The sequence below is a fragment of the Staphylococcus sp. URHA0057 genome, from assembly GCF_000620265.1.
Classification (GTDB): Bacteria; Bacillota; Bacilli; order Staphylococcales; family Staphylococcaceae; genus Staphylococcus; species Staphylococcus pasteuri.
This window is the reverse complement of sequence record NZ_JHVS01000001.1, coordinates 16,749-43,719: the sequence shown is the minus strand read 5'-3', so window position 1 is coordinate 43,719 and position 26,971 is coordinate 16,749. Positions and strand designations below refer to the sequence as shown.

Sequence of the window (26,971 nt, the reverse complement as noted above, 5' to 3'; positions counted from 1 at the left end):
TAGACTATCGATGTCTACAATAGTAGTATTGTAATTACTAGTGTAGCATTTTTTTCAAAGGAGGCGAATGAAATTGGCTAAATATACAATCGTTGATATGGATACTTGTATTGCATGTGGTGCATGTGGTGCAGCAGCTCCAGATATCTATGATTATGATGACGAAGGTATAGCATACGTAATCCTTGATGATAACCAAGGTACTGCAGAAGTGCCTGAAGAGTTATATGAAGATATGGAAGATGCACTAGAAGGTTGTCCTACTGACTCTATTAAAATTGAAGAAGAGCCGTTCGATGGTGACGCGCTTAAATTTGAATAATAAATATTTAAATCTCCCTATCACATTTTGTGAAGGGAGATTTTTTAGATCGTCGACAAAGTTATTGACTTTGCAGGCAGCTTTATATGTACATATTTTTCCAAGGTACAGTTTCAGCCTATAATTCTATACAGATAAATCTGTAAGAATTTATTTAGTCTTCAACTAGTACTGTTCCTTTGGGAGTCAGCACATTAATACTGCCCTATATTTTTATATTATAAATGTATATTATTTTTAACCCTGTTATATATGAAGAAGAATATCAGTGAGATAACAATTCCTTTAATAATATTGAAAGGAATAACACCAGATACGATAATTACTTTTAGGTTATGGACAATGTCTGTTAAGTTAAATATCATACCGTAAAGTGGTAGTAAAACGAAATAATTTAAGATACTTAACACGATTGTCATAACAATTGTACCGACAATAAGTCCCATTGTTAAAGATTGATTACTACGTTTATTTTTATAAATATAGTAAGCAGTTAATAGGAAACTTGTAATTGCAAGGAAGTTGGCAACTGGCCCAACTGGATCTCCCATGTTAAAGAAAAAGTTAAGTAAGTTCTTAATAAAAGCTACAATTATACCAGCTACTGGCCCTAATAAAAATGTAGCTAGCAATGTAGGTACATCACTAAAATCTAAAGTTAAGTATGGTGGTAAAAATGGCAATGGAAATTTAATGAAAGTTAATACAAATGCCACTGCACTTAACATACTTATTGTAATTAAACGTCTGTTTTGGTTTTGTTGCATATTAAATTTTCTCCTTTCATTCATCTTGCTAGAAAAGGAGGAAATTTGCACAACAAAAAACCTCCATCTTCTCCCATCCAGACTATACTGTCGGCTTCAGAATCTCACTGAATCAAGCAAGAAAAACGCTTATATTTATACATAGTGTTCTTCTTGCGTCGCAGGCTTTATTTACTGCCGGTTGGGAATTACACCCGACCCCGAAGATGAATTGAATATTATTTTTTTATTTAAATATATCATACATGATAACTCTGTAATGCACAATGCGTTTGCTTGTTAGAGTGTTGATATCATTCCTAATAGTGACACTAAATAAATTGATATGGATTTCTAATAGTTTGTATTAGTAATTTAAGTTTGAAATCCAAGTTATACATTTTTAATATCGCACTCAAAAAAGCACTAAGATGATTTCATGTTAATCACCTTAGTGCTTTTAGCTTGTTAATTATATTTTGGACTGATCAATTTTAGGTAATTTAATAATAAATGTAGTACCTTCTCCTAGTTGGCTTTCTACTTCTATAGAACCACCATGCTCCTCAATGATCATTTTACATATAAATAGTCCTAATCCAGTACCTTGTTTACCTCTTTTTCTTGAGGCGTCTACTTTATAAAAGCGGTCAAATACTTGTTGTAAATGTTCTGGAGCTATACCAGTACCTGTATCTTGAATGCGTAAAATATCTTGAGTGTCATTTTCATCTGTAGTAACTGATATAGTGTCGCCAGGTTGAGTATATCTTGACGCATTATCTATCAAGTTAGTTAACACTTGATCCATTCTATCCATATCATAGCTCCATAAATTATCATTGTTCACATCGAAATACATGTTTAATTCTAAATCAGTAGCTTGTTGGCGGTATTTCATATTCATCTTATTTAATAAATCTGAAATAGGTTGTATTTCTTTTTCTACTGATAAGCCTTCTGCATCCATACGTGCAACATTTAATAATTCGTTTACTAATCGATTTAATCGTTTAGATTCATCTAGAACAATAGCTAAGGATTCATGAATCTCGTCAGGTTCTGTCACTATACCATCTACAATAGATTCAGTATATCCTTGTAATAGCGCTATTGGAGTACGTAATTCGTGAGATACATTAGCTATGAAATCTTTTTTCATTTGATCTAAATTATGTTCATTTGTCATATCACGAATAATCGCTACAATACCGCTTCTTCCATCATTTTGGATTCTATCAATATAGCTCATAATAACGACGTAGTATCTTGTATTAGCTTCCAATTCTTGGAATTGTGTTTCTTTTGTATTAAAGGTTTGTTCAATTTGTTGTTCTATTGATTCAACAGCACATTCATCTAAGTTATGGAAGACTTGGTCTGCCATTTTATTAGATATAATGATTTCCTTTTGCTCATTAATACCTATTACACCTTCAACCATTGAATTAATTAAACTATCACGTATATTCTTAGATGTTGATAATGCTTCAACATGCTCTTGAATTTCAAAACTCATGTTATTAAATGCACGAGACAATTCACCAATTTCGTCTTTTGTAGTAACAGATGTAATTTGTGAATAATCACCTTGCGATACTTTTTGAGCTTGATTTCTAAGTTGACGTAAAGGTTTTGTGATTCGTGATGATAAGAAAAATGCAAAAACAGTACTCACCGCTAAGAATATAATTGCTGTTATTAATATAATGATAGTAATCGCATTATTTGTATCCTCAATGGATTTTAAATCTTTAAAAATGAATACACCACTATAGTTTGAATCACTACCATCTTGAGCTTTCATTGGATAACCAACAAGTATATAAGGATGAGATTTACCCTTTTCATTAACAGTGACATTACGTGTTAATGGTTCACCATGTTCAAATACATTAATAAATTCTTTATTACTTTTAATTTCTTTAAGCATGGATTGCTTTGATGATGACGTTGTTTGTTGATAGGCAGTGTTATTATTTTTCATAATAATTAAACCACCTGGATTATCTATTAGCGTTTGACTATTTTTAATGGCTATATTTTGATTTTGAGAGCTTTCTACTAAATGACTAATTCGTTTGGCGTCTTCTTTAATTGAGTCTTCAGCTTCTTGAGTATAATAATATTGAATAAACGTAATGAGCGCGGCACTTAATAAAATTAAAACTGTCGTTACTATAAAGATTATAGTTAACCACAGTTTTATTACTACACTATTTAGCCGGTTCATCGTTAGCATTTACCTCAAATTTGTAGCCGACTCCCCAAACCGTTTGTATCATATGAGCTGCGTCACTTGATACTTTGTTAAGTTTTTCTCTCAATCTTTTAACATGCGTATCTACTGTACGCAAATCGCCATAGAATTCATAGTGCCAAACTTCTTTTAATAATTGTTCTCTTTCAAAAACTTTGTTAGGTGTTTTTGCTAAATAAATTAAAAGTTCGTATTCTTTTGGCGTTAAATTTACCTGTTCATTATCAGCTAATACTCTATGTGCATCGTTATCTATAATTAAATGATTAAATTCAATTACATCTCTTGCATGAGGTTCACTTTTCTCAGGTGTTGTTGATTGTGTTCTTCTTAATAACGCTTTGACTCTTAATACCACTTCTCTTGGTGAGAATGGTTTTACAATATAGTCGTCGGCACCTGACTCAAATCCTTCAACACGATTTGTTTCTTCACCTTTAGCAGTAAGCATTATGATAGGAGTATCTTTATGCTCACGTAATTGAGTGGCTACTTCGATACCGTCCAATTCCGGTAACATTAAATCTAGAAGAATGCACGTATAATCATTTTCCATTGCAAGTTGTAAAGCTTCTTTACCATTACTTGCTTCATGTGTTTCAAAAGATTCTCTTTCTAAATAAAGCTTTAGTAATCTTCTGATTCTGTCTTCGTCGTCAACGATAAGTATTTCATTCGTCATAATACTAATTTACCTCCCACACATGCTGTTCATTTCATTTGTTATTATAGCATATGAAATAATATTTAAGTTAGTATTTAAAATAACTTTGTGAAAAAAATCTCAAACATTAATCTCTACTATCTTATACATTACCATTTTCAGCTAAATGTCTAATAGTTTTAACTTCATGTGGTGTAAGTACTCGCCCTTCACCAGCATTTAACCCTTTTAAATCTAACGGTCCAAACTGGATACGAGTTAATTTACTAACTTGATGGCCGAAATGTTCAAACATACGACGTACTTGTCTATTTCTACCTTCACTTATTGTTATTTCCACTAATGTAGTATTCTTGTCTTTATCTTGATTTTTAACTTTAACTTGAGCTGGTTGTGTAAACCCATCTTCAAGTTCAATACCTTTTTCTAAAGCTTTCACTTCTTCACGCATCAAATAACCTTTAAGTTTAGCTACATATTTCTTTTTAATATGGTATCTAGGGTGTGTCATTAAATTAGTAAATTCACCATCATTAGTTAACAATAATACACCAGATGTATCGTAATCTAATCTACCAACTGGGTATATACGTGTTTCGATATCTTTAAAGTAATCAGTAACAACTTTACGACCACGATCGTCAGATACACTCGTAATAACTTGAGCTGGTTTATTAAATAAAATATAAAGTTTATCTTCTTGTTCTAATTTAATCCCTTCAACTTCTACAGTGTCAGAACTTGAAACTTTAGTTCCTAATTCAGTAACAACTTGACCATTTACTTTAACTTTGCCGTCTGTAATTAGTGTTTCTGCTTTACGGCGTGACGTATAACCACTACTTGCAATTCTTTTTTGTAATCTTTCTAATTCTTTACTCATTTGTATCTCCTTTTTGATTTACCAAGTTACTAAAGAATGCGTCCATTTCTTCGTCATCTTCTTGAGTGGTTGGTAAATCTTCTAATTTTTCTATACCAAATACATTTAAAAATAGATCTGTTGTAATTAATTGTTGACTACGTGAATTTTGGACTTCTTTTGCTTCAACTAGACCTCTTGCAATAAGTGTTTTAACAGCGCCATCAGAATTGATACCTCTAATCATTTCAATATCGCTTCTAGTTAGTGGTTGATTATAAGCAATGATAGATAAAGTTTCCATCGCTGCTTGAGATAATTTCATTTTAGACTTCTGCTCTATGAGTGCTTCGATGTAATTTGCCGCTTCTTTCTTAGTAGTAAGAACACAAGTTGTTCCAAATTGTTGAATGATGAGACCATTTGACTCATAAGTATCGATTAACTTTTTTAATTCATCTTCATTTACTTCTAATATTTCGAGCAACTGTTTAACTTCTAGTCCTTCATCACCAGAGGTATATAACAAAGCTTCTAATATGCCGTGCTTATTCAACGCTGTAATTCACTCCTCTTAAAATGTTAATATCATCAAAATTATGGTGTTGTTCAATATTAATTATACCTGATTTAGACATTTCTAAAATTGCTAAAAAGTGTGTGACCACTTGTTCGATTGGTTCTGTAAATGTAAATAGACTAAAGAAATTAAATGATGCATTGTTCTTTAATCTATCAGTTACTTGATGTGTAGCTTGTTGAATTGTAAATGTTTCTTTTCTGATTTCTACTGAATGAGGTTTATTAATTTCAACACGATTTTTAACACGTTGATAAGCGACTATTAATTCGGTTAAGTCAATTGTATTAGATGGATCCCATGATTCATCTGTTTCCAAATGTGATAAATCAGTTGGATGTTTTGTATAATAATAATCACGTTCTGCTTTCATGTCATTTAGAATTTCAGTGTATTCTTTATAATTTTGGTATTCAATTAACCTACCTACTAAATCTTCACGAGGGTCTTCATCTAAGTCTAAATTTTCTTCTGATTGTGGTAATAATAATTTACTTTTTATCATTAATAATTCAGAAGCCATAACCAAGTATTCGCTAGCAACGTTAATTTCTAATTGATTCATAGCGTGAACATACTGCATGTATTGTTCTGTTAAAGATTTCATAGGTATATCATAAATATCTATTTCAAATTTTTGAATTAAATGTAATAACAAATCTAGAGGACCATTAAATGCGTCCAGTTTTACTTCATACATAGTATCTACCTCATGTTGCAACTTATGTGCATATTTCACTAAAATATTATAGCATGAATTTATATAACTTTTAAAATTAAGGTGAAAATCAGATGGAACAAGCATTAATTCAGTTTTATTATCAGTTTCATAAAAATCAACATTATTTTTTATGCCATGATATTTTGGAAGAAGCGTGGAAAGAAAATAATGATTACAGTAAACAAGATGCTGTTGTGAGTTTAATCTTATGTGCGACAGCATGCTATCACTATAGAAGACGTAATTTCAAAGGCGCAATAAAATCTTTTAATAAAGCAAAGCAAGTGATTACTTATGATTCACGAAAAGATCAAATGACACTTCATTTAGACATTGCCATGTATATTCAATTGCTTGAAATGCAAATAGATAGAGTTGAACAACAATTACCATTTATACCTATCCAGTTACCAATAAATATTCAAATGTTAAATCAATTAGAATTAACATTTCCAGATTATTACTTTATGTCCACACCTGTAAAAAATGAAAACATTGTTCATCATCATTTGTTGAGAGACCGTAGTGAAGTAGAATTAGCTAGACAAGCGGCATTAGAAGAAAGACATTATAAAATAAAAGATATTAATAATAAGAAAGACCAGTAATATAGGTGTATTTACCCTATTATTACTGGCCTTTTATAATATAATAACTATGCTCTAGGATGATATTGATTATATATTTTTCTGACTTGAGATTTTGAAACATGTGTATATAACTGAGTTGTTGAAATATCTGAATGTCCGAGCATCTCTTGTACTGCACGTAAATCAGCACCATTTTCAAGTAAATGAGTAGCAAATGAATGTCTTAATGTATGTGGTGTTAGTGTTTTGTTGATATTAGCTTTAAGACCATTTTGTTTAATCATTTTCCAAATACCTTGTCTTGATAATGGTTTCCCATGCATATTTAAAAATAAAACATTCGTTACAGTTTGTTTTAATAATTGAGGTCTAACTGTTTCGATATAAGTCGTTAAATAATCTATAACTGTATCACCTAAAGGAACAATACGCTCTTTATCACCTTTACCAAATACTCTTACAAAGCCCATCATTAAATTAACGTCTTCAATTTCAATTTGTATCACTTCAGATACCCGCATACCAGTTGCATAAAGTAGTTCTAACATTGTGCGATCACGGTAGCCATTATTTTTATTTAAATCTGGTGCATTTAATAATTGAATAACTTCGTCGACTTCCAATACGTCTGGTAATTTTTTCTCATATTTGGGCGTTTCGATTAATACTGTAGGATCTTTTGCAGCATATTTTTCGCGTAATGCAAATTGGTGAAAACTTCGTATTGTTGAGATGAAACGTGCAATAGATTTTGAAGATTGACCTTGATCAATTAAATAACCTAAGCATTCTTGAATTATTTGTCGGTCTACAAAGTCAATATTCGTTATTTTTTGTAGTTCTAAAAACTCTTTGTATTTATTTAAATCTCTTCGATAAGCACCAATTGTATTTACGCTTAATCCTTTTTCAATTTGTATAAATTTTAAATACTCTTCTATGATTGTATCTATCATAAAGCACCTCTTTTGAAGCGGTGGCTTCTTAATTAAATTACTTCACCATTAGAGATATAAAGACTTTCTCAGTTAATAATACAATATGATTGTATTATTGGCTGTGTAATTAACTATAGTGAGAATAATCTTTATTATTTCTGTTCGGATTGCTTTTTAGCTTGGCAATCTGAACATACACCGTGGAAAGTTAAGCGGTGATCTAAAATTTTGAAGTTAAATTCTTTTTCAACACGATTTTCAACTTCTGGTAATAGGTCTTCTTCAATTTCTTCTACTTTACCGCATTCCATACAAACTAAATGGTGATGGAAATGTTTAGCCCCCTCTTTACGTAAATCAAAACGAGCAACCCCATCACCAAAATTGATTTTATCTAAAACTTTTAATTCTGCTAATAATTCTAAGGTACGGTATACAGTTGCTAAACCTATTTCTGGAGATTTATCTTTAACTTTTAAATATACATCTTCGGCACTTAAATGGTCTTTCTCATTTTCTATTAGAACTCTTACAGTAGCCTCACGTTGTGGAGTTAATTTATATGAAGACTGTTGTAATTGTTGCTTCACGCGATTTAATCGTTCTTCCACGGAAGCCTCACTCCTCTACTAAGAATTATAATCATTTTAATCTAAAGTATGATTCACAATATAAATTACCAGTATTCTCAATAAAACGCAAGGATATTCCTTTATTATTTAGAATGATTATAATTTAATAATAGATGCTGAAGTGCGATAATTGTTTTCGCATCTTCAATTTCAGCGTTTTGCAAGGCTTTTCTCACTTCTTCAATTGAGAATTTATGAACTTCAACGAATTCATCGTCATCTAGATTCATTTCGCCTACTTCTAAATTATCAGCAAAATAAATCGTTAATTTCTCATTTGAAAAGCCAGGAGAACCATACATATCAGTAACATACTGTAAATCTTTAGCAATGTATCCTGTTTCTTCTTCAAGTTCTCTTTTTGCTGCTTCTTCACGTTCTTCATCTTTTTCCAATTTACCCGCAGGTATTTCAAGTAGTGGTTTTTCTACTGGTTTTCTAAATTGTTTTACAAGTAATACTTCATTTTCAGGAGTAACTGCACATATTGCAACTGCGCCGTTATGATAAATCAATTCACGTTTAGATGTTTGTCCATCGGGTAATTCAACATCGTGGATTTCTAAATCTATAATTTTACCATTATAAATCACAGTTCTATCTATCGTTTTTTCGTTAAATTCCATTTATAATCACGGTCCTTTTAAATGTTTTAATAAATTGATAAACTTAATGCGTTAGTTAAAGTGTATCGAAAGGAGAAACTACATGCAAAAGAATATTTTGAAAAGTGGTTTAGAAATTTCTGAGTTAGGTTTAGGTTGTATGAGTTTAGGTACTGATTTTAAAAATGCCCAACCTATTATTGAAAGTGCAATCGAAAACGGTATTACTTATTTTGATACTGCAGATATGTATGATCAAGGTATAAATGAGGAAATCGTTGGCAAAGCATTGAAACAATATCAAAATCGAGATGATATTGTCATCGGTACAAAAGTTGGAAATCGACTCACTGAGGATGGTAATATCACTTGGGACCCATCTAAAAAGCATATTAAAGAAGGCGTAAAAGGTTCATTACAACGTCTTGGATTAGATCATTTAGATTTATATCAATTACATGGTGGTACTATAGACGATCCATTAGATGAGACAATCAGTGCATTTGATGAATTAAAACAAGAAGGTGTCATTCGAGCATATGGTATATCTTCTATTCGCCCTAACGTTATAGACTACTACTTAAAACATAGTCAAATTGAAACATTGATGTCTCAATTTAATCTAATCGATAATCGTCCCGAAAGTCTATTAGATGATGTTCACGAAAAGCAAGTTAAAGTATTAGCTAGAGGTCCTGTATTTAAAGGATTACTAACATCTAATAGTAATAATGCATTGGATAAAAAGTTTGCTGATGGTATTTTCGATTATACAAATGATGAGTTAGGAGAAACAATTGCATCTATTAAAGAAATTGAAAGTAACCTTACTGCCCTTTCATTTAATTACTTAACTTCTCATGATGCATTAGGTTCAATCATTGTTGGTGCAAGTAGTGTTGAACAATTAGAAGAAAATGTTAAGAACTACTATAAAGATGTTAGCTTAGATCAAATTAAAGCTGCAAGAGAACGTGTGAAAGACTTACAGTATACACAACATTTAAAATAAATTAATTATAGTTTGAGCCATTAATTGATGTCATATAACATTGATTAATGGCTCTTTTTCTTTTATGAATTATATTCTATTTACTTAGTGATTCGTTTTATTCTTAAACAATGAAGAAAAATGTTTCTCTAAAAATCTTGGAGCTAATTGATATAGTTTTAACATATTGTGCATCCATGATGGTTGGTTAATTTCTTCTTTCTCTAAAATGATACCTTCTACTATTCTAGAAGCTAGTTGTTTCGAATTAATCATGATTGAGCGATATTGATTAAAATAAGATAATGACGGATCAGCTTTTTGATGAAAAGGTGTATCGATTGGACCTGGGTTAACAGTCATCACATGAAGATGTGGTTCTTCTAATCGTAAAGCATTAAGAATTTGGTTAAAAGCAGCTTTAGATGCACCGTAATGTGCTGCATGCGCTTGTGTGACAAAAGCAGCTTGGCTTGAAATACCTATAATATGTGCGTGTTCTACTAGATGAGGTTTTAGTATTTTAAAAAGTAAATTGAAGCTGATGATATTTATATTATACGTTTCTATGATTTCATCGGTTGTATGATCCGATAAAGATTTAAAGTATACTAAACCAGAACTATACACTAGTCCATGAATTGGAGATTTCATTTTATTTGATAAAGCCCTAATATCATTTTGATTTTGTAAATCACATTTTAAAACATTAACCAAATAGGATTGAGAACCAAAATTGATTTGCTGAAATTTTTCAATATTACGTGCAAGAATTGTTACTTTAGCACCTCTTTTAATAAGTTGATGTACAATTTCTAATCCCAGTCCACTTGTTCCTCCTGTAACTATATAATGTTGTCCTATCATGTTTAATCCCTCCTTCGTATATACCGTTTACAATTTATGTTACTATATATTTATATTCTTAAAGTATCATTATTTTATAATTAAAATGAAGGTGATGTGAAGTATATGAAACTTGTATTTTATGGTGCTGGTAATATGGCACAAGCGATTTTTACAGGTATAATAAACTCTAGTAATTTAGATCCTAATGACATTTATTTAACTAATAAGTCTAACGAGAAAGCTTTAAAAGATTTTGCTGACAAATTAGGTGTCAATTATAGTTATGATGATGAAGCATTACTTAAAGATGCAGATTACGTATTTTTAGGCACTAAACCTCATGATTTTGAAGCTTTAGCTGAGAGAATTAAAGATTCAATTACAGAAAATAACCGTTTTATTTCTATTATGGCTGGATTATCAATAGATTATATTAGAGAACAATTGAATACTAATAATCCTTTAGCACGTATTATGCCTAATACTAATGCCCAAGTAGGTCATTCTGTAACAGGTATAAGTTACTCTAACAATTTTGGTCCTAAATCTAAAGATGAAGTTAATGAATTAGTTAACGCATTTGGTTCAGTTATTGAAGTTTCAGAAAACCATTTACATCAGGTAACAGCTATAACTGGAAGCGGACCTGCATTTTTATATCATGTATTTGAACAATATGTTAAAGCAGGTACTGAATTAGGTTTGGAAAAAGATCAAGTTGAAGAGTCTATACGTAATTTAATTATAGGTACGAGTAAGATGATTGAACGTTCAGATTTAAGTATGGAACAATTAAGAAAGAATATTACTTCTAAAGGTGGTACAACACAAGCTGGTTTAGATGCCTTATCTCAATATGACTTAGTAGCTATTTTTGAGGATTGTTTAAGTGCAGCTGTTAATCGCAGTGTTGAATTATCTAAAACTGAAGATTAATTTATTATATACTAAAACGCCGCAGAATTTGTCTCTGTGGCGTTTTAAATTTAAATTTTGAATGAGTCAAAATCATTAACGAATGTAAAGTTAGGTGTGTCTGTGGTATTTTTCAACTCATTATAAACTTCATCAATATATTCTTTTGTATATCTATTGCTCATATGTGTTATCAAACTTTGTTTAACATTTGCTTGGCGCATCAGTTCAAAGACATCATCTATATGACTATGATGATAGCTATTTGCGAGCGTCTTTTCCCCTTCAATATATGTTGCCTCATGTACCATAACATCAGCATCTTTCGCTATGATATGTTCGTTTTGACATGGCTTGGTATCTCCAAAAATAGCAACGATTGGTCCAGATTTAGCATTTCCTTTAAACTGATCAGATTGGTATATCTTCCCATTAAATTCAAAAGTATCATTCATTTTAACTTCTTGATATTTAGGGCCAGGCTCAAGACCTATTGATTTAAGTGATTCTACGTCTATTGTTCCAGGTGTTGTAGGTGTTTCTAATCGATAACCGTATGACGTTATCCCATGATTCAAAATTTCAGCATGTACTGTAAAACCGTCATGATGATAATCTAAACGTTCATCGATTTCTATGTATGTAATTGGATAATTGAGATGTGATTCTGACAACGATAATGTTGTTTCTACATACTGTTGTATTCCTTTAGGTCCAATTAATGTAAGAGGTTTATTTTCTCCACCTTGAAAGGACCTACTCGTTAGTAATCCTGGAAGCCCAAAAATGTGATCTCCATGCATATGAGTAATAAAAATATGATCAACTTTACCTAATTTTATTGAATGATGAAGAATTTGATGTTGGGTACCTTCTCCTACATCAAACAACCAAATTGAATTGGAATAGGGTTCTAGATTTAAAGCAATTGCTTGCGTATTTCTCTCTTTAGTTGGTAGTCCGGCACTAGTACCGAAAAATGTGACTTCCATGCTCACACCTCCCTCTCTTCGATTCATTCTATCATATATAATGACAATTTTTATAATAAGAAATAAAATATAATTATCAATATTCCATTTGAGTACAACGTATTAGTTTTAATTTCATATCATAGTTTTACACATGTTTGTGAGTTGTATAATTTGGTAAATATGTATGATATCGATTATCATTTATTTAAATGATAAATTGCTTATGAACTTTAATAAAGCATATTATATGACCATAAGTTTTCTTTATCATATAATATAATAATCATATATCTTTTATAGAATTGAGGTTTTATTCTTGAGTACAAAACAAAAACACATACCTTGTTTAATTACAATTTTCGGAGCAACTGGTGATTTAAGTCATAGAAAGTTATTCCCTTCCATTTTCCATCTTTTCCAACAAGACAACTTAGATGAACATATAGCTATTATAGGGATTGGACGTCGTGATATTAGTAACGATACATTCCGTGAACAAGTTAAAGCGTCAATCCAAAATCACGTTAAAGAAACACAACGAATTGATGAATTCATGGAACATGTGTTTTATCATAAACATGATGTGAGTGATGAAGAAAGTTATCAATCATTACTAGAGTTTAGTAATCAATTAGATACTCAATTCAGTTTAAAAGGTAATCGTCTGTTTTATCTTGCTATGGCGCCACAGTTTTTCGGAGTCATTTCAGATTATTTAAAATCATCTGGATTAACTAATACTAGTGGTTTCAAACGTTTAGTTATTGAAAAACCATTTGGTAGTGATTTAAAATCAGCAGAATCACTAAACAATCAAATTCGTCGTTCATTTAAAGAAGAAGAAATTTATCGTATAGACCATTACTTAGGTAAAGATATGGTTCAAAATATTGAGGTATTACGCTTTGCTAATGCAATGTTTGAGCCCCTTTGGAATAATAAATATATTTCTAATATTCAAGTAACATCTTCAGAAATTTTAGGTGTAGAAGATCGTGGCGGCTATTATGAATCTAGTGGCGCTTTAAAAGATATGGTTCAAAACCATATGTTACAAATGGTTGCTTTATTAGCTATGGAAGCCCCTATTAGTTTGAATAGTGAGGATATACGAGCTGAAAAAGTTAAAGTATTAAAATCATTGCGTCAATTACGTCCACAAGATGTTAGAAAGAATTTCGTTCGTGGTCAATATGGCGAAGGAGTAATTGATGGTAAACAAGTTAAAGCTTATCGCGATGAAGATCGTGTTGCAGAAGACTCTATTACACCTACATTTGTATCTGGTAAATTAACTATCGACAACTTTAGATGGGCAGGTGTACCGTTTTATATTAGAACTGGTAAACGTATGAAATCTAAAACGATTCAAGTCGTTGTAGAATTTAAAGAAGTTCCAATGAACTTATATTATCAAACTGACAAATTATTAGATTCAAACTTATTAGTTATTAATATTCAACCAAATGAAGGTGTATCACTACATTTAAATGCTAAGAAAAACATTCAAGGCATTGATACAGAACCTGTACAACTTTCTTATGCTATGGGTGCACAAGATAAAATGAATACAGTTGATGCATATGAAAATTTACTTTTCGATTGTCTTAAAGGCGATCCAACTAACTTTACTCATTGGGAAGAACTTAAATCAACTTGGAAATTTGTTGATGCTATTCAAGAACAATGGTCAATGGTGGAACCAGAATTTCCTAACTATGAATCTGGTACGAACGGTCCATTAGAAAGTGACTTACTACTAAGTAGAGATGGTAATCATTGGTGGGACGATATTCAATAAAAAGGTTAAATTGAAAATGTGACTAAATAAATCAAATAGTGAATGATTATAGTATAACTGTGATGTTTGATATCTTATCTCCTATCAAGTGAGTTGAGTTCATCAACATTTCAGTTTCTGTAGTCGTTCACTTTTTTATTAATTTGATTTATTGATAGGCTTTCAGGTGTATATTTAGTCAAAATAATGTAGAATAAAAGTTAATGATTGAAAATAATTGGAGTGAATATATTGGACGTTATCAAGCAAATACAACAGGCAATTGTTTATATCGAAGACCGTCTACTTGAGCCGTTTAATTTGCAAGAATTAAGTGATTACGTTGGTCTCTCCCCCTTTCACCTTGAACAATCTTTTAAAATGATTGTAGGGTTATCACCAGAGGCGTATGCACGGGCAAGAAAACTCACATTAGCTGCTATAGATGTTAAACATAGTGCGAGTCGCTTGGTAGATGTTGCTAAAAAGTATAGATATGAAAATTCAAATGATTTTGCAAATGACTTTAGTGATTTTCATGGCGTTTCACCAATTCAAGCATCAACTAAAAAAGATGAACTCAAAATGCAAGAACGAATTTATATAAAATTGACAACTACAGAAAGAGCACCTTATCCATATAGACATGAAAAGACTGATGATATTTCGTTAGTTGGATATGCACGTTATATTGACGCTAAGGATTTATCAAATCCTTTTAATGTTCCTGATTTTTTAGAAGATTTGTTGTTAGATGGTCAATTAAAAGAGTTACAGCGTTATAATGATGTAAGTCCATTTGAATTATTCGTCATAAGTTGCCCTCTTGATTCTGGTTTAGAAATTTTTGTAGGTGTACCAAGTGAACGATACCCTGCTCATTTAGAAAGTAGATTCCTACCTGGTAGGCATTATGCTAAGTTTAATTTACAAGGTGAAATTGATTATACGGTGAATGAAGCTTGGTATTATATTGAAACAAGTTTGCAATTAACTTTACCTTATCAAAGAGATAGTTTATATGTGGAGGTATACCCATTAGATATATCATTTGATGATCCTTTTACAAAAATACAACTGTGGTTACCTGTAGAACAAGAAAATTATGATTATGATAATTGAAAATGTATAAAAAAGCATGCCCTTAATAATGACTATATGTCAGTATTAAAGGCATGTTTTTCATTAAATATAATTAAATTTTAAGCACAAAAGCTTCATAAGGTTGAATCTTATCAAAATTAATATCAGTATCATAATTGTGAAGTAATATATCGAATGCTTTGATGTCGTCATCTAAATTAAGTTTACTTTCTTTATCAGTTAAGTTACCAACAATTAATACTTTTTCGTTATCAAGCGTTCTAGTATAAGCAAATATATTTGGATTATCAGCATCAATTAAATCAAATTGACCGTATGTGTAAATATCAGCTGATTTTTTTAATTGAATTAATGATTTATAAAAATTTAGAACAGAATTTTCATCTTCTAATTGGTCAGCAACGTTGATTTCTTTATAATTTGGATTGACTGGGAACCATGGTTCTACATTGGTAAATCCGGCATAATTATTGCTATTCCATTGCATAGGCGTACGTGAATTATCTCTGTTTTCCATTTTATACTTATCTAATAATTGATTAACATCTCCACCATTTTCTTTAACGATTTGGTATTCGTTTTTAACTGCAACATCATTAAAGGTTTCTATACTTTCGAATGGATAATTTGTCATACCAATTTCTTGACCTTGATAAATAAACGGCGTGCCTTGTTGAAGGAAATAGACAACAGCATGGCTAGTGGCAGATTCGTACCAATATTGACTATCATTACCCCATGTGGACACACGACGAGGTTGGTCATGATTTTCAATAAAGAGCGCGTTCCAACCTTTACCTTCTAGTTGCTTTTGCCAACGATTTAATACATTTTTATAAGCAGTAACATCAAATTGTGAATCTCCTGTACTCCATAAACCTAGATGTTCAAATTGGAAAATCATATTAAATTTACCATTAGTTTCGCCAACCCATTCATCGGCATTATCTGGTGTTACACCATTTGCTTCTCCAACAGTCATAATATCGTATTGAGATAATGATTCATCTTTCATTTCTTGTAACCAATCTTGAATACCAGGTTGGTTCATATCTACATCAAATGCCGGCGCATATGTTTTACCTTCTGGTACTGGTAAATCACCTGCTTCAAAAGTTTTCTTAATATGCGTAATAGCATCAACTCTAAAGCCGTCGATACCTTTTTCAAACCACCAATTCATCATATCGAATACAGCTTGTCTTACTTCTTTATTATTCCAATTTAAATCTGGTTGTTTTTTACTAAATAGATGGAAATAGTATTGCCCAGTATGCTCATCATATTCCCAAGTTGACCCGTTAAAAATGCTTTCCCAGTTATTTGGTTCGGAGCCATCTTCTTTCGGGTCCTCCCAAATGTACCAATCACGTTTAGGATTGTCCTTACTTGATTTAGATTCGATAAACCATGGATGCTCATCAGAAGTATGATTAACAACTAAATCAAGTATTAATTTCATACCTCTTTGATGAACTCCTTCCAATAAACGATTAAAATCATCCATTGTACCAAATTCATCCATTATATCTTGATAGTTACTAATATCGTACCCATTATCATCATTAGGAGATTTATACATTGGGCTTAACCAAATGACATCAATGCCTAGGTCTTTTAAGTAATCTAATTTCTCAATAACACCTGGTAAATCCCCGATACCATCATTATTACTATCTTTGAAACTTCTTGGATATACTTGATATGCTACTGCCTCTTTCCACCAATTTTTTGTCATTTGAAAACACACCTCTATTAATATTTTGTAATGAAACCGGTTTCTTTAGTAATTATTTTATCTTTAAAATGAAACGTCGTCAAAATATTTATTTTATATAGTAAATCAGTTACTTATATCTTTGGGAGTAATAAAAAGATTATAAAAAACGCCTTACATATGTATGTAAGACGTTAAAATAATTTATTTATTCTTCTTCAACCCATTGTGTATGGAATACACCTTGACGATCTTTACGTTCATAAGTGTGAGCACCGAAGTAGTCACGTTGTGCTTGGATAAGGTTAGCAGGTAAATCTTCTGAACGATAACTATCGTAATAGTTTACACTTGCAGAGAAACCTGGTGTCGGAACACCATTTTTAACTCCTGTTGCAACAACGTCTCTTAAAGCGTCTTGATAATCTGTTACGATATTTTTGAAGTAAGGATCTAATAATAAGTTTTCAAGGTTTGGATTGTTATCATAGGCATCTTTAATTTTTTGTAAGAATTGAGCACGAATAATGCAACCTTCTCTCCAAATCATTGCAAGCTCGCCTAATTTTAAATTCCATTCATGATCTTCACTTGCTTTTCTCATTTGAGCAAAACCTTGTGCGTATGAACAAATCTTACTCATGTATAAAGCTTTTCTAATTTTTTCTAAGAATTCTTGTTTATCGCCATCAAATGAAGCAGTTGGTCCATTTAGTGATTTTGATGCATTTACACGTTCTTCTTTGATAGATGAAATGAAACGAGCAAATACTGATTCAGTAATAATTGTTAAAGGAATTCCTAATTCTAATGCGTTAATAGAAGTCCATTTACCAGTACCTTTTTGACCAGCTGTGTCTAGAATCTTTTCAACTAAAGGTTCGTTATCTTCATCTAATTTAGTGAAAATATCACCAGTAATTTCAATTAAGTAACTTTCAAGTTCTCCTGCATTCCAATCTTTGAAAGTTTGAGAAATTTCTGTATGACTCATACCTAATAAGTCTTTCATCATTGCATAACTTTCAGCAATTAATTGCATATCTGCATATTCAATACCATTATGAACCATTTTTACATAGTGTCCAGCACCATTTGGTCCAATATAAGTTACGCAAGAAGCACCATCTTGAGCTTTCGCTGCAATAGCATCAAGGATATCACTAACTTTATTATATGCATCTTCTTGTCCACCTGGCATTAATGAAGGACCAGTTAAGGCACCAACTTCTCCACCAGATACACCCATACCAATAAAGTTAACACCACTTTCAGCTAAAGCTTTATTACGACGGATTGTATCTTGATAATTAGTATTACCGCCATCAATAAGAATATCATCGTCATCTAATAAAGGTAATAAACCATCTATTGTTGCATCAGTAGCAGGTCCGGCTTTAACCATTAATAAAATTTTACGGGGTTTTTCTAAAGAATTAACAAATTCTTCTAATGAATATGTTGGGTGGATACTTTTTCCTTTTGATTCTTCTACCATTTCATCTGTTTTTTGTCTTGAACGGTTATAAACAGATACACTGTAACCACGTGATTCGATGTTCCATGCAAGGTTTTTACCCATTACGGCTAAACCTACTACACCTATTTGTTGTGTCATATTACTTACCTCTCTTATTCGAATATTTCAATAGTATTGTATCACAAATTAAGTATTTACTTCACTAAATTGACCGTGCTATTCTGCTACGAGTTCAATTATTTTTAGAACTTGATTTGTTAATAAATTAAGGTCTTTTACTGCTATTCTTTCACTAGTAGTATGGATATTTTCATAACCAACACCTAAAATGACAGACGGTATTCCATAAGTATTAATAATACTACCATCTGATCCACCACCAGAAATAACAGTATCACCTTTAAGACCTAAACTAATTGCACTTGCTTTAGCAAATTTGGTTACTTCGGCATCATCACTAATTTTGAAACCAGGATAACTTTTCTCGATTTCTACTTGAGCTTGACCTCCAAGTTCACTTGCAGTTTGTTCAAAAGTATCTTTCATGTGTTGAGCTTGTTGTTCAATACTTTGTTCATTATGTGAACGTGCTTCTGCCTCTATAACAACTTCATCAGCCACTATATTAGTAGCAGAACCACCATGAAACTTACCTATATTAGCAGTTGTTAAGTCATCAATTTGACCAAGTTTCATTTTACTAATCGCTTTAGCTGCAATATTTATAGCGCTTATACCTTCTGTTGGCGTACTAGCATGTGCGGTTTTCCCTTTTATCGTTGTGTTGATTTTCATTTGTGTTGGCGCACCAACAACTGTAGTTCCAACGTCAACACTCGCATCAATTGCATAGCCAAAATCAGCATCTAATAAAGAAGTATCTAGTGCTTGGGCACCAAGTAATCCTGATTCTTCACCTACAGTAATAACGAATTGGATTTGTCCATGTGATAAATTTTGTTCGTTAATTGTAGTGATTGCCTCTATGATAGCGGCTAAACCTGCTTTATCATCAGCCCCCAAAACTGTTGTTCCATCTGAGTATACATAGCCATCATCCGCTACATTAGGTTGAACTTTAATTCCTGGCACAACTGTGTCCATATGGCTTGTAAAATACAACTTCGGAACATCTTTATCTGATAAATTGCTTCTTAATGTACAAACAAGATTGTTAGAACCTAATCCTTCTGTTTCACTTGCTTGATCTTCCTTAACTTCTAAACCAAGTGATTCAAATTTCTCTTTTAAAATGGGTTGGATGACTTGTTCATGTCCAGTTTCTGAGTCAATTTTTACTAATTCTAAAAATGTATTTAAGAGACGTTCTTTATTCATCTTTAATATTCCCCCTTAATCATATAACTATAGTTTAACTGAATTCTGAATATATCAAAAATAAATTGATTGCATTCTCGATTTAAATCATATAATGTTATCTTATAATTAGATTTCGTATTAAATTAAGACGCAATTTAATATGTATTAGGCAATTGGAGGAACACCTTATGATGAATAAAGTTTTACGTATTATTATTATTGTTATGTTAGTTGCTGTAGTTTTAGCACTACTACTTACAAGTTTAGTTCCTATGATGAATTAATCTGATATTAAAAGATGTTCTTAATAGAAGTAGCCAGTGGCATATATGCCACTGGCTATTTTTTAATATACTTATTAGTTTTTTATGCGAAGTTCTTAATTTCACTATGCATTTTTAATGAACCAAAGTGAGATTTAATATTCAAATATTCTTCTAATTCATTTAACAACTGAATGATATTAGCACGTGAATTGAGTGCTTGATGTGATGTTGGTAAAGGTAATTCATCTAATGATAGTCGTATTTCATATAAGGAATGTAATCTTAAAGCAGTATAATCATTACTATTGACGTTATGACCAATTTCACAAAGCAATTGTGAAATATGCTCTAAAATAGGATCTTTAGTTTGAATATTTTCTATTAAAAATTTCATTCGTTTTAATAATTCAACTTGTTCTTCTCGCATATCAAAATAATGATAATATGAGTTTTCATTTCTCACGAAGTGGTTTTTAACATCTCTAAAAGCTAAAGATTTTGCTTTTTTAATATTTAAAACCAGTGGTTCGAACGTTATATTTAGGTCATGGTTTTGTTGTTTGCAAGCTTTGTCAAATGCAATAAATACATCAGTAATTTGGTGTTCAATGTCATTTTTATAGCGTTTTAATGTTTTATCTAAACTTGGCATCATTAAGTTCATAATAAATGCTATACCTAGCCCAACAATGAGTAATAGTATTTCATTTATTATAAGATGTCCATCGATTGTTTTAGCATTAAAAACGTGTAATAAAATAACACAACTTGTAATGACACCTTCTTGTGCATTCAATACAACTGTTAACGGTATAAATAGCAATACTATTAAACCTAACACAATTGCGTGTTGTCCAAGTATGGAAAATATTGCAGAACCTAAAAATAATATTAATAAACAAGATACTAAACGTGAAATAATAGCAGTTAAAGAATGCATTTTTGTATGTTTTATACAAAGAACTACTAGGATCGCACTTGAAGCATAATTATCAAGGCCTAGTAGTTTACAAATAATAACGCCTAGAGTCATACCAACAGCTGTCTTGAGTGTTCTAAATCCAATCTTATAAGGATTTAACTTGAGCATCTAATTATGACCTCTTATCTTTCTTCACAATATTGATCAAATAATCCTTGTAATTGACTAATGACATTCATTACATCATGTCCTTCGATTTGATGACGTTCAATCATTTCAATGATTTTACCATCTTTAATAAGTGCGAAAGAAGGACTTGATGGTGCATAACCTTCAAAATAATCTCTTGCTTGTTGTGTTGCTTCTTTATCTTGACCAGCAAACACTGTTACGAGTCTATCAGGTAATTTATCATAATGAAGTGCATGTGTAGCTGCAGGACGAGCAATACCACCCGCACAACCACATACAGAATTAACCATAACTAATGTTGTGCCATCTTGTTTTAAAACTTTATCTACTTCGTCTGCTGTAGTTAATTGTTCATAACCAGCTTCTTCAATTTCATTTCTAGCTTGATCTACGACCCCATTCATATATAAATCAAAATTTAAATCCATAAATTAGAATCACCTTTCATTTTTTAAATTTACTGTCTTTATTTTACTAATTATAGTTACATACTTCAACATGCTTGATTAACCTATATGATAATAGGCATAAATACTTTCTAACATATGAAAGCATTTATGCCTAATCTTATAGTTGAATTTTCTCTTACTTTATAAATCTAAATATCTTTTAATCATTCCGACCTTATGAACGGTAATGTTATTGTATAGATTTAACTATATAGTAAATTTAATAAATATTTGTATTTTCTACAGTATATTGTTCAACACGTTGCTTAATATGATTCATAAATTGACCAGTTTGTAAGCCATCTAAAATTCTATGATCAATAGAAATACATAAATTAACCATGCTTCTAATTGCAATCATATCATCGATAACAACAGGTTTCTTAACGATTGATTCAACTTGTAATATAGCAGCTTGAGGATGATTAATAATACCCATAGAAGATACTGAGCCGAATGAGCCAGTGTTATTCACTGTAAATGTTCCACCTTGCATATCTTCTTGTGTTAATTTGTTATTTCTAGCTTTTTGAGCAAGTTCATTAATTTCTCTAGCTATACCTTTAATTGATTTTTCGTCAGCATGTTTAATGACTGGAACGAATAATTTATTTTCATGAGCTACCGCTATAGAAATATTAATATCTTTATGAATTTTAATTTCATTACCATTCCAACTACTGTTTAACATTGGATAAGCTTTTAATGCATCTGCAACTGCTTTTACAAAGAAAGCAAAGAATGTCAGATTATATCCTTCATTTTTCTTAAAGCTATTTTTAAAGTGATTTCTTGTTTTCACTAGATTTGTTGCATCAGCTTCGATCATCATCCAACCGTGTGGAATTTCAGTAGCACTTGTAACCATATTTTGAGCAATCGTTTTACGCACACCATTCACTGGCATTGCATTTTGAGTAGATTCGATTTGATCTTGTGAATGATTAGGTATAGTAGTTGATTTTGGTTCATTTTGTGGTTGTGCATGATTGTTATTAGTTTGATTTTCAGTTGGATTATTAATATAAGCTAATACATCTTTTTTCGTAACTCTACCTTCAAAACCTGTACCCGTAACCTGTGATAAATCGATTTGATTTTCAGAAGCTAATTTAAATACTACTGGTGAAAATCGACCATTATTTTTAGATTTGTCTGAGTTTTCTTTTGATGTCGAGTTTTGTTGGACACTAGATTGTGTATCTTGATGATTTACTTGAGTGTTTTCAGTTTTCTCTTGTTGTTGATTATCATTAGAAGTATTTTCTACATTATTTTCATTAGGTGAATCGATTTTACAAATAACAGTATTAATTTCTACTGTTTCACCTTCGCTAATAACTATTTCAGTAATTGTACCTGCAACAGTAGAAGGCACTTCAGCAGTTACTTTGTCAGTAATTACTTCACATAACGGTTCATATTCTTCAACATAATCGCCAACAGATACTAGCCATTGTTCTATAGTACCTTCATGTACACTCTCGCCTAGTTTTGGCATTTTGATATCCATTATTAAGCCTCCTTAAAATTCTGCGAGTTCTCGCATTTTCGCTTGTATTTTTTCTGGATTCATCATTAACTCGTTTTCTAATACTGGAGAGAATGGCATTGATGGTACATCAGAACCTGCTAAACGCATGATTGGTGCATCTAATTCGAATAAGCAATTTTCAGCAATAATAGCTGAAGCCTCTGACATTACGCTACCTTCCAAGTTATCTTCAGTTACTAGTAGTACTTTTCCTGTTTTCTTAGCACGATCAATGATTGTTTCTTTATCTAATGGATAAACAGTTCTTAAATCAACAACTTCTACATTGATACCATCTTCTGCAAGAATATCGGCAACTTGTAAGCAATAATTAACCATTAAACCATAACAAAATACAGTGATATCATCACCTTCACGTTTTACATCAGCTTTACCTAAAGGAACTGTATAATATTCTTCTGGTACTTCTTCTTTTAAGAAACGATATGCCTTTTTATGTTCAAAGAAAAGTACTGGATCATTTGATTCAATTGAAGACAATAATAATCCTTTAGCATCATATGGAGATGAAGGGATAACGATTGTTAAACCTGGTGTTGATGCAAAAATACTTTCAATACTTTGTGAATGGTATAAACCACCATGCACGCCACCACCAAAAGGCGCTCTTATAGTAATTGGACATTGCCAATCATTATTTGAACGATAACGCATTTTTGCAGCTTCACTAATAATTTGGTTTGTTGCAGGTAAAATAAAGTCGGCAAATTGAATCTCTGCAATAGGACGTTTACCTAACATTGCAGCACCAATAGCTGTACCAACTATATTAGATTCTGCTAAAGGTGTATCAATGACGCGTTCTTTACCATATTTACTTTGTAGACCAAGAGTAGCACCGAATACGCCACCTTTTTTACCAACATCTTCTCCAAGAATAAAAGTATTTTGGTCTTTTTCCATAGCTACATCTTGAGCTTGGCGAATCGCGTCTAAATAAGTCATCTTAGTCATGATTGATACTCCCTTCTTCTTCATAAACATAGGCATAAGCTTCTTCTACAGAAGGATATGGTGCTTCTTCAGCAGCTTTAGTAGCATGATTAATGATTTGTTTATGCTCCTCTTCAATTTCTGCTAACCAAGCGTCATCAATAATTCCTAAATCTAATAAATGGTTTTTAAAATGAATATTACAATCTGCTTCTTTTAATCCATCACGTTCTTCTTGTGTTCTATATTTATCATCATCATCAGATGAATGAGCAGTCATTCGAGAAGTTACGGCTTCGATTAGTGTAGCACCTTCTCCGTTAAGTGCGCGATCACGTGACTCTTTCATCGCTTTATATACAGCTATTGGATCATTACCATCAACTTGTTCTCCATGCATACCATAACCTATTGCTCTATCTGATAGATTTTTAGCAGCATATTGTAAAGAATCTGGAACAGAAATAGCATATTTGTTATTAATAATGACACAAACAAAAGGTAATTTATGTACACCTGCAAAATTTAAACCTTCATGAAAATCACCTTGGTTTGAACTACCTTCACCAACTGTTGCAGTTGCTATATTTTGTTTGTTGTCCATTTTTAAAGCTAAAGCTGCACCAACTGAATGTGGTATTTGAGTAGCCACGGGTGAACTTTGTGATAAAATCCCCTTTTCTCTGTGACTATAGTGTGATGGCATTTGTTTACCACCTGAATTAACATCATCTCTTTTACCGAAAGAAGCTAACATCGTATCTAAAGGTGTAATACCCATATATGTTACGAAAGCTAAATCTCTATAATAAGGAGAAGATATATCACCTTGTTTCATAGCGTAAGCCATTCCTATTTGAGTTGCTTCTTGTCCTTGACCACTAACAACGAAAGGAATTTTCCCAGCTCTATTGAGTAACCAAAGTCTTTCGTCCAGTTTTCTGCCAAGATCCATCCATTTATACATATTTTTTAGGTCTTCTTCTGTAAGGCCTGCTGACTTATAGTCAATCATGTCATTTCCTCCCTAATTATACGTGAATTGCTCTGTCTTCAACTTTTAGTCCAAGTTCCATCAATACTTCAGAAAGTGATGGATGGGCATGTGTAGTTAATCCGAGTTCTAATGAAGACCCATTCATAAATTGTAGTAATGATACTTCATTAATTAACTCAGTTACATGTGGACCTATCATATTTAGTCCAATAATTTCATCTTGTTCTTGATCAATAATGATTTCACAAAAACCATTTTGATTATCAATTGAATCAATCATGGCTTTCCCAATTGCTTTAAAAGATACTTTAAAACTCTTGGCTTTAATATTATCATTTTTAGCTTGTTCTAAATTTTTACCAATTGATGCAATTTCAGGATAAGTGTAGATACATTTTGGCATTAAATCATAATTAACGGGAAGTGGAGCATTATCAAACATATGTTCAACTGCCACTATTCCTTCTTTAGAACCAACATGAGCAAGCTGAATTTTACCAATACAATCACCTGCTGCATATATATGTTTATCTTCAGTTTGTTGATATTGGTTCGTAATAATGTGACCAGATTTTGTTGTCTTAATTTTAGTATTATTAAGTCCAATATCAGTTGTATTAGGCTTTCTACCAACTGATAATAGGATACGTTCAACAGTGATTTGTTCATCATTAATTTTAATTGTTGCTTCATTAGTTTCATCATTAATAGAAACACTTTGATTATCTAAGGCAACATTTTCAAAAAACTTAGTTCCTCGATTTTCGAGCTCATTCTTAATTGTTTTAGCAATTTGTTTACTTTCATTCGGTAAAATACGCTCATTAGCCTCAATTACGGTAACTGAAACACCTAAATCAGTTAAATATGAGGCAAATTCTAATCCAATTACGCCCCCACCTATAATAGCTATACTATTAGGTAATTGATCCATTTTTAAGATATCATCGCTAGATAAAATAACTTGATGATCAAATTGTAAAAATGGCAATTCTGAAGGAGTTGAACCGGTAGCTATTAATACAAATTGATTAGGAATCATTTCATTTTCGCCATCTTCAAATTCAACTGAGATAGTTCCACTTTGTGGTGAAAAGATAGACTCACCTAATATGCGTCCAGTTCCATTATAAATGTCGATATGGTTTTGTTTCATCAAATGTTGTACACCTTGATACATTTGATTGACAATTTCGTCTTTTCTTTCTAATATTCGTTCATAATTAAGGCTATATTCAGGAACTTCGATCCCAAATTGTTTAGCGTGTTTCACTGTATGGAAGACTTCTGCAGATTTTAGTAATGATTTTGTAGGGATACAACCTTTATGTAAGCATGTACCACCTAAAAGAGACTTTTCTACAATTGCAACTTTCTTACCAAGTTGTGATGCACGAATTGCTGCCACATAACCAGCAGTTCCTCCACCGAGTACTACTAAATCATATTGTTTTTCAGACATTTGCTTACTCCTAACTCTATGTATAGAGAAATTCAATATACATGTGATATTGAATATTCTCATATAAATTGTTATTAACTATCTAACGTTCTCTCATATAAAACAATACTTTAATATTTTACATCAGTTAAAACATTTTAGAAAT

General features: G+C 31.5%; 26 protein-coding genes, 1 pseudogene and 1 riboswitch. Of the genes and pseudogenes, 7 read left to right on the top strand and 20 right to left on the bottom strand.

The genetic code is table 11. The features are described 5' to 3' along the window. The first annotated feature begins 73 nt into the window (after positions 1-73). Positions 74-322, top strand: coding sequence for a ferredoxin (locus N524_RS0100235; RefSeq protein ID WP_017637952.1), 249 nt, complete (start codon positions 74-76; stop codon positions 320-322). Between the two features lie 218 nt (positions 323-540). On the opposite strand, the gene N524_RS0100230 is transcribed toward N524_RS0100235, so the two are convergent. The 6 genes from N524_RS0100230 to N524_RS0100205 all read right to left on the bottom strand — a co-directional run bounded on the left by N524_RS0100230 (position 541) and on the right by N524_RS0100205 (position 6,134). Beyond that, positions 541-1,089 (bottom strand): ECF transporter S component, encoded by a 549-nt coding sequence (locus N524_RS0100230; RefSeq protein WP_029055317.1) that lies wholly within the window; start codon positions 1,087-1,089, stop codon positions 541-543. A 61-nt stretch (positions 1,090-1,150) separates the two neighbouring features. Continuing rightward, positions 1,151-1,301, bottom strand: a riboswitch (FMN riboswitch). Between the two features lie 239 nt (positions 1,302-1,540). Next, entirely contained in the window at positions 1,541-3,301 is a 1,761-nt protein-coding gene (locus N524_RS0100225) for an ATP-binding protein (protein ID WP_029055316.1), read from the bottom strand. After that, positions 3,285-4,010 (bottom strand): response regulator, encoded by a 726-nt coding sequence (locus N524_RS0100220; RefSeq protein WP_029055315.1) that lies wholly within the window; start codon positions 4,008-4,010, stop codon positions 3,285-3,287. Before N524_RS0100220 ends, N524_RS0100225 begins: the two co-directional genes overlap by 17 nt. Before the next feature lie 124 nt (positions 4,011-4,134). After that, positions 4,135-4,875, bottom strand: coding sequence for a pseudouridine synthase (locus N524_RS0100215; protein ID WP_017637948.1), 741 nt, complete (start codon positions 4,873-4,875; stop codon positions 4,135-4,137). Continuing rightward, positions 4,868-5,410, bottom strand: a complete 543-nt coding sequence (gene scpB / locus N524_RS0100210) for an SMC-Scp complex subunit ScpB (protein WP_029055314.1) — start codon at positions 5,408-5,410, stop codon at positions 4,868-4,870. The genes N524_RS0100215 and scpB overlap by 8 nt, the downstream gene beginning before the upstream one ends. Continuing rightward, on the bottom strand, positions 5,403-6,134 hold the full coding sequence (locus N524_RS0100205) for a segregation and condensation protein A (protein ID WP_017637946.1): 732 nt from the start codon (positions 6,132-6,134) through the stop codon (positions 5,403-5,405). Before N524_RS0100205 ends, scpB begins: the two co-directional genes overlap by 8 nt. A 92-nt stretch (positions 6,135-6,226) precedes the next feature. Here N524_RS0100205 and N524_RS0100200 point away from each other — a divergent pair, with 92 nt between their 5' ends. After that, complete coding sequence (locus N524_RS0100200) at positions 6,227-6,763, top strand: DUF309 domain-containing protein (protein ID WP_029055313.1); 537 nt, start codon at positions 6,227-6,229, stop codon at positions 6,761-6,763. 47 nt (positions 6,764-6,810) lie between these two features. On the opposite strand, the gene xerD is transcribed toward N524_RS0100200, so the two are convergent. The 3 genes from xerD to N524_RS0100185 form a co-directional block, all read right to left on the bottom strand. Further along, the gene (xerD, locus tag N524_RS0100195; RefSeq protein ID WP_029055312.1) at positions 6,811-7,698 is read right to left on the bottom strand and encodes a site-specific tyrosine recombinase XerD; all 888 of its coding nucleotides are present in this window, start codon (positions 7,696-7,698) and stop codon (positions 6,811-6,813) included. 137 nt (positions 7,699-7,835) lie between these two features. Next, positions 7,836-8,294, bottom strand: coding sequence for a ferric iron uptake transcriptional regulator (gene fur / locus N524_RS0100190; RefSeq protein ID WP_017637943.1), 459 nt, complete (start codon positions 8,292-8,294; stop codon positions 7,836-7,838). A gap of 104 nt (positions 8,295-8,398) precedes the next feature. Next, positions 8,399-8,941, bottom strand: coding sequence for an NUDIX domain-containing protein (locus N524_RS0100185; RefSeq protein WP_017637942.1), 543 nt, complete (start codon positions 8,939-8,941; stop codon positions 8,399-8,401). 82 nt (positions 8,942-9,023) lie between these two features. Between N524_RS0100185 and N524_RS0100180 the strand changes: the two genes are divergently transcribed. Beyond that, complete coding sequence (locus N524_RS0100180; protein ID WP_017637941.1) at positions 9,024-9,932, top strand: aldo/keto reductase; 909 nt, start codon at positions 9,024-9,026, stop codon at positions 9,930-9,932. 84 nt (positions 9,933-10,016) lie between these two features. On the opposite strand, the gene N524_RS0100175 is transcribed toward N524_RS0100180, so the two are convergent. Next, positions 10,017-10,778 (bottom strand): SDR family NAD(P)-dependent oxidoreductase, encoded by a 762-nt coding sequence (locus N524_RS0100175; protein WP_029055311.1) that lies wholly within the window; start codon positions 10,776-10,778, stop codon positions 10,017-10,019. A gap of 105 nt (positions 10,779-10,883) precedes the next feature. Between N524_RS0100175 and proC the strand changes: the two genes are divergently transcribed. Next, positions 10,884-11,696 (top strand): pyrroline-5-carboxylate reductase, encoded by an 813-nt coding sequence (gene proC, locus N524_RS0100170; protein ID WP_029055310.1) that lies wholly within the window; start codon positions 10,884-10,886, stop codon positions 11,694-11,696. 50 nt (positions 11,697-11,746) lie between these two features. On the opposite strand, the gene rnz is transcribed toward proC, so the two are convergent. Continuing rightward, positions 11,747-12,667, bottom strand: a complete 921-nt coding sequence (gene rnz, locus N524_RS0100165) for a ribonuclease Z (RefSeq protein ID WP_029055309.1) — start codon at positions 12,665-12,667, stop codon at positions 11,747-11,749. Positions 12,668-12,965: 298 nt separating this feature from the next. Between rnz and zwf the strand changes: the two genes are divergently transcribed. Continuing rightward, positions 12,966-14,450 (top strand): glucose-6-phosphate dehydrogenase, encoded by a 1,485-nt coding sequence (zwf, locus tag N524_RS0100160; protein ID WP_017637937.1) that lies wholly within the window; start codon positions 12,966-12,968, stop codon positions 14,448-14,450. Between the two features lie 231 nt (positions 14,451-14,681). After that, positions 14,682-15,551 carry an AraC family transcriptional regulator gene (locus tag N524_RS0100155; protein WP_029055308.1) on the top strand — a complete coding sequence of 290 codons (870 nt, stop codon included), beginning with the start codon at positions 14,682-14,684 and terminating at the stop codon, positions 15,549-15,551. A gap of 73 nt (positions 15,552-15,624) precedes the next feature. Here the strand turns inward: N524_RS0100155 and N524_RS0100150 are convergent, their stop codons facing one another. The 3 genes from N524_RS0100150 to N524_RS0100140 all read right to left on the bottom strand — a co-directional run bounded on the left by N524_RS0100150 (position 15,625) and on the right by N524_RS0100140 (position 20,068). After that, a complete protein-coding gene (locus N524_RS0100150; protein ID WP_029055307.1) occupies positions 15,625-17,271 on the bottom strand; it encodes a glycoside hydrolase family 13 protein in 1,647 nt (548 codons plus the stop codon). A gap of 187 nt (positions 17,272-17,458) precedes the next feature. Beyond that, positions 17,459-18,868, bottom strand: a complete 1,410-nt coding sequence (gene gndA, locus N524_RS0100145) for an NADP-dependent phosphogluconate dehydrogenase (protein ID WP_017637934.1) — start codon at positions 18,866-18,868, stop codon at positions 17,459-17,461. Positions 18,869-18,946: 78 nt separating this feature from the next. Next, a complete protein-coding gene (locus N524_RS0100140) occupies positions 18,947-20,068 on the bottom strand; it encodes a M20/M25/M40 family metallo-hydrolase (RefSeq protein WP_017637933.1) in 1,122 nt (373 codons plus the stop codon). Between the two features lie 155 nt (positions 20,069-20,223). On the opposite strand from N524_RS0100140, the pseudogene N524_RS13625 reads away from it, so the two are divergent. Then, a pseudogene (locus N524_RS13625) lies at positions 20,224-20,334 on the top strand (hypothetical protein); the annotation flags it as partial. A gap of 82 nt (positions 20,335-20,416) precedes the next feature. Here the strand turns inward: N524_RS13625 and N524_RS0100130 are convergent. The 6 genes from N524_RS0100130 to lpdA all read right to left on the bottom strand — a co-directional run bounded on the left by N524_RS0100130 (position 20,417) and on the right by lpdA (position 26,826). Further along, complete coding sequence (locus N524_RS0100130) at positions 20,417-21,406, bottom strand: aromatic acid exporter family protein (RefSeq protein ID WP_029055306.1); 990 nt, start codon at positions 21,404-21,406, stop codon at positions 20,417-20,419. 14 nt (positions 21,407-21,420) lie between these two features. Beyond that, entirely contained in the window at positions 21,421-21,858 is a 438-nt protein-coding gene (gene brxB / locus N524_RS0100125) for a bacilliredoxin BrxB (RefSeq protein WP_029055305.1), read from the bottom strand. A gap of 241 nt (positions 21,859-22,099) precedes the next feature. Next, positions 22,100-23,392, bottom strand: coding sequence for a dihydrolipoamide acetyltransferase family protein (locus N524_RS0100120; protein ID WP_029055304.1), 1,293 nt, complete (start codon positions 23,390-23,392; stop codon positions 22,100-22,102). A 12-nt stretch (positions 23,393-23,404) separates the two neighbouring features. Then, positions 23,405-24,388: an alpha-ketoacid dehydrogenase subunit beta gene (locus N524_RS0100115; RefSeq protein ID WP_029055303.1), complete on the bottom strand. Its 984-nt coding sequence runs from the start codon at positions 24,386-24,388 to the stop codon at positions 23,405-23,407. Further along, positions 24,381-25,382 carry a thiamine pyrophosphate-dependent dehydrogenase E1 component subunit alpha gene (locus tag N524_RS0100110; protein ID WP_017637927.1) on the bottom strand — a complete coding sequence of 334 codons (1,002 nt, stop codon included), beginning with the start codon at positions 25,380-25,382 and terminating at the stop codon, positions 24,381-24,383. Before N524_RS0100110 ends, N524_RS0100115 begins: the two co-directional genes overlap by 8 nt. Positions 25,383-25,398: 16 nt before the next feature. Beyond that, on the bottom strand, positions 25,399-26,826 hold the full coding sequence (gene lpdA / locus N524_RS0100105; RefSeq protein WP_029055302.1) for a dihydrolipoyl dehydrogenase: 1,428 nt from the start codon (positions 26,824-26,826) through the stop codon (positions 25,399-25,401). Positions 26,827-26,971 lie beyond the last annotated feature (145 nt).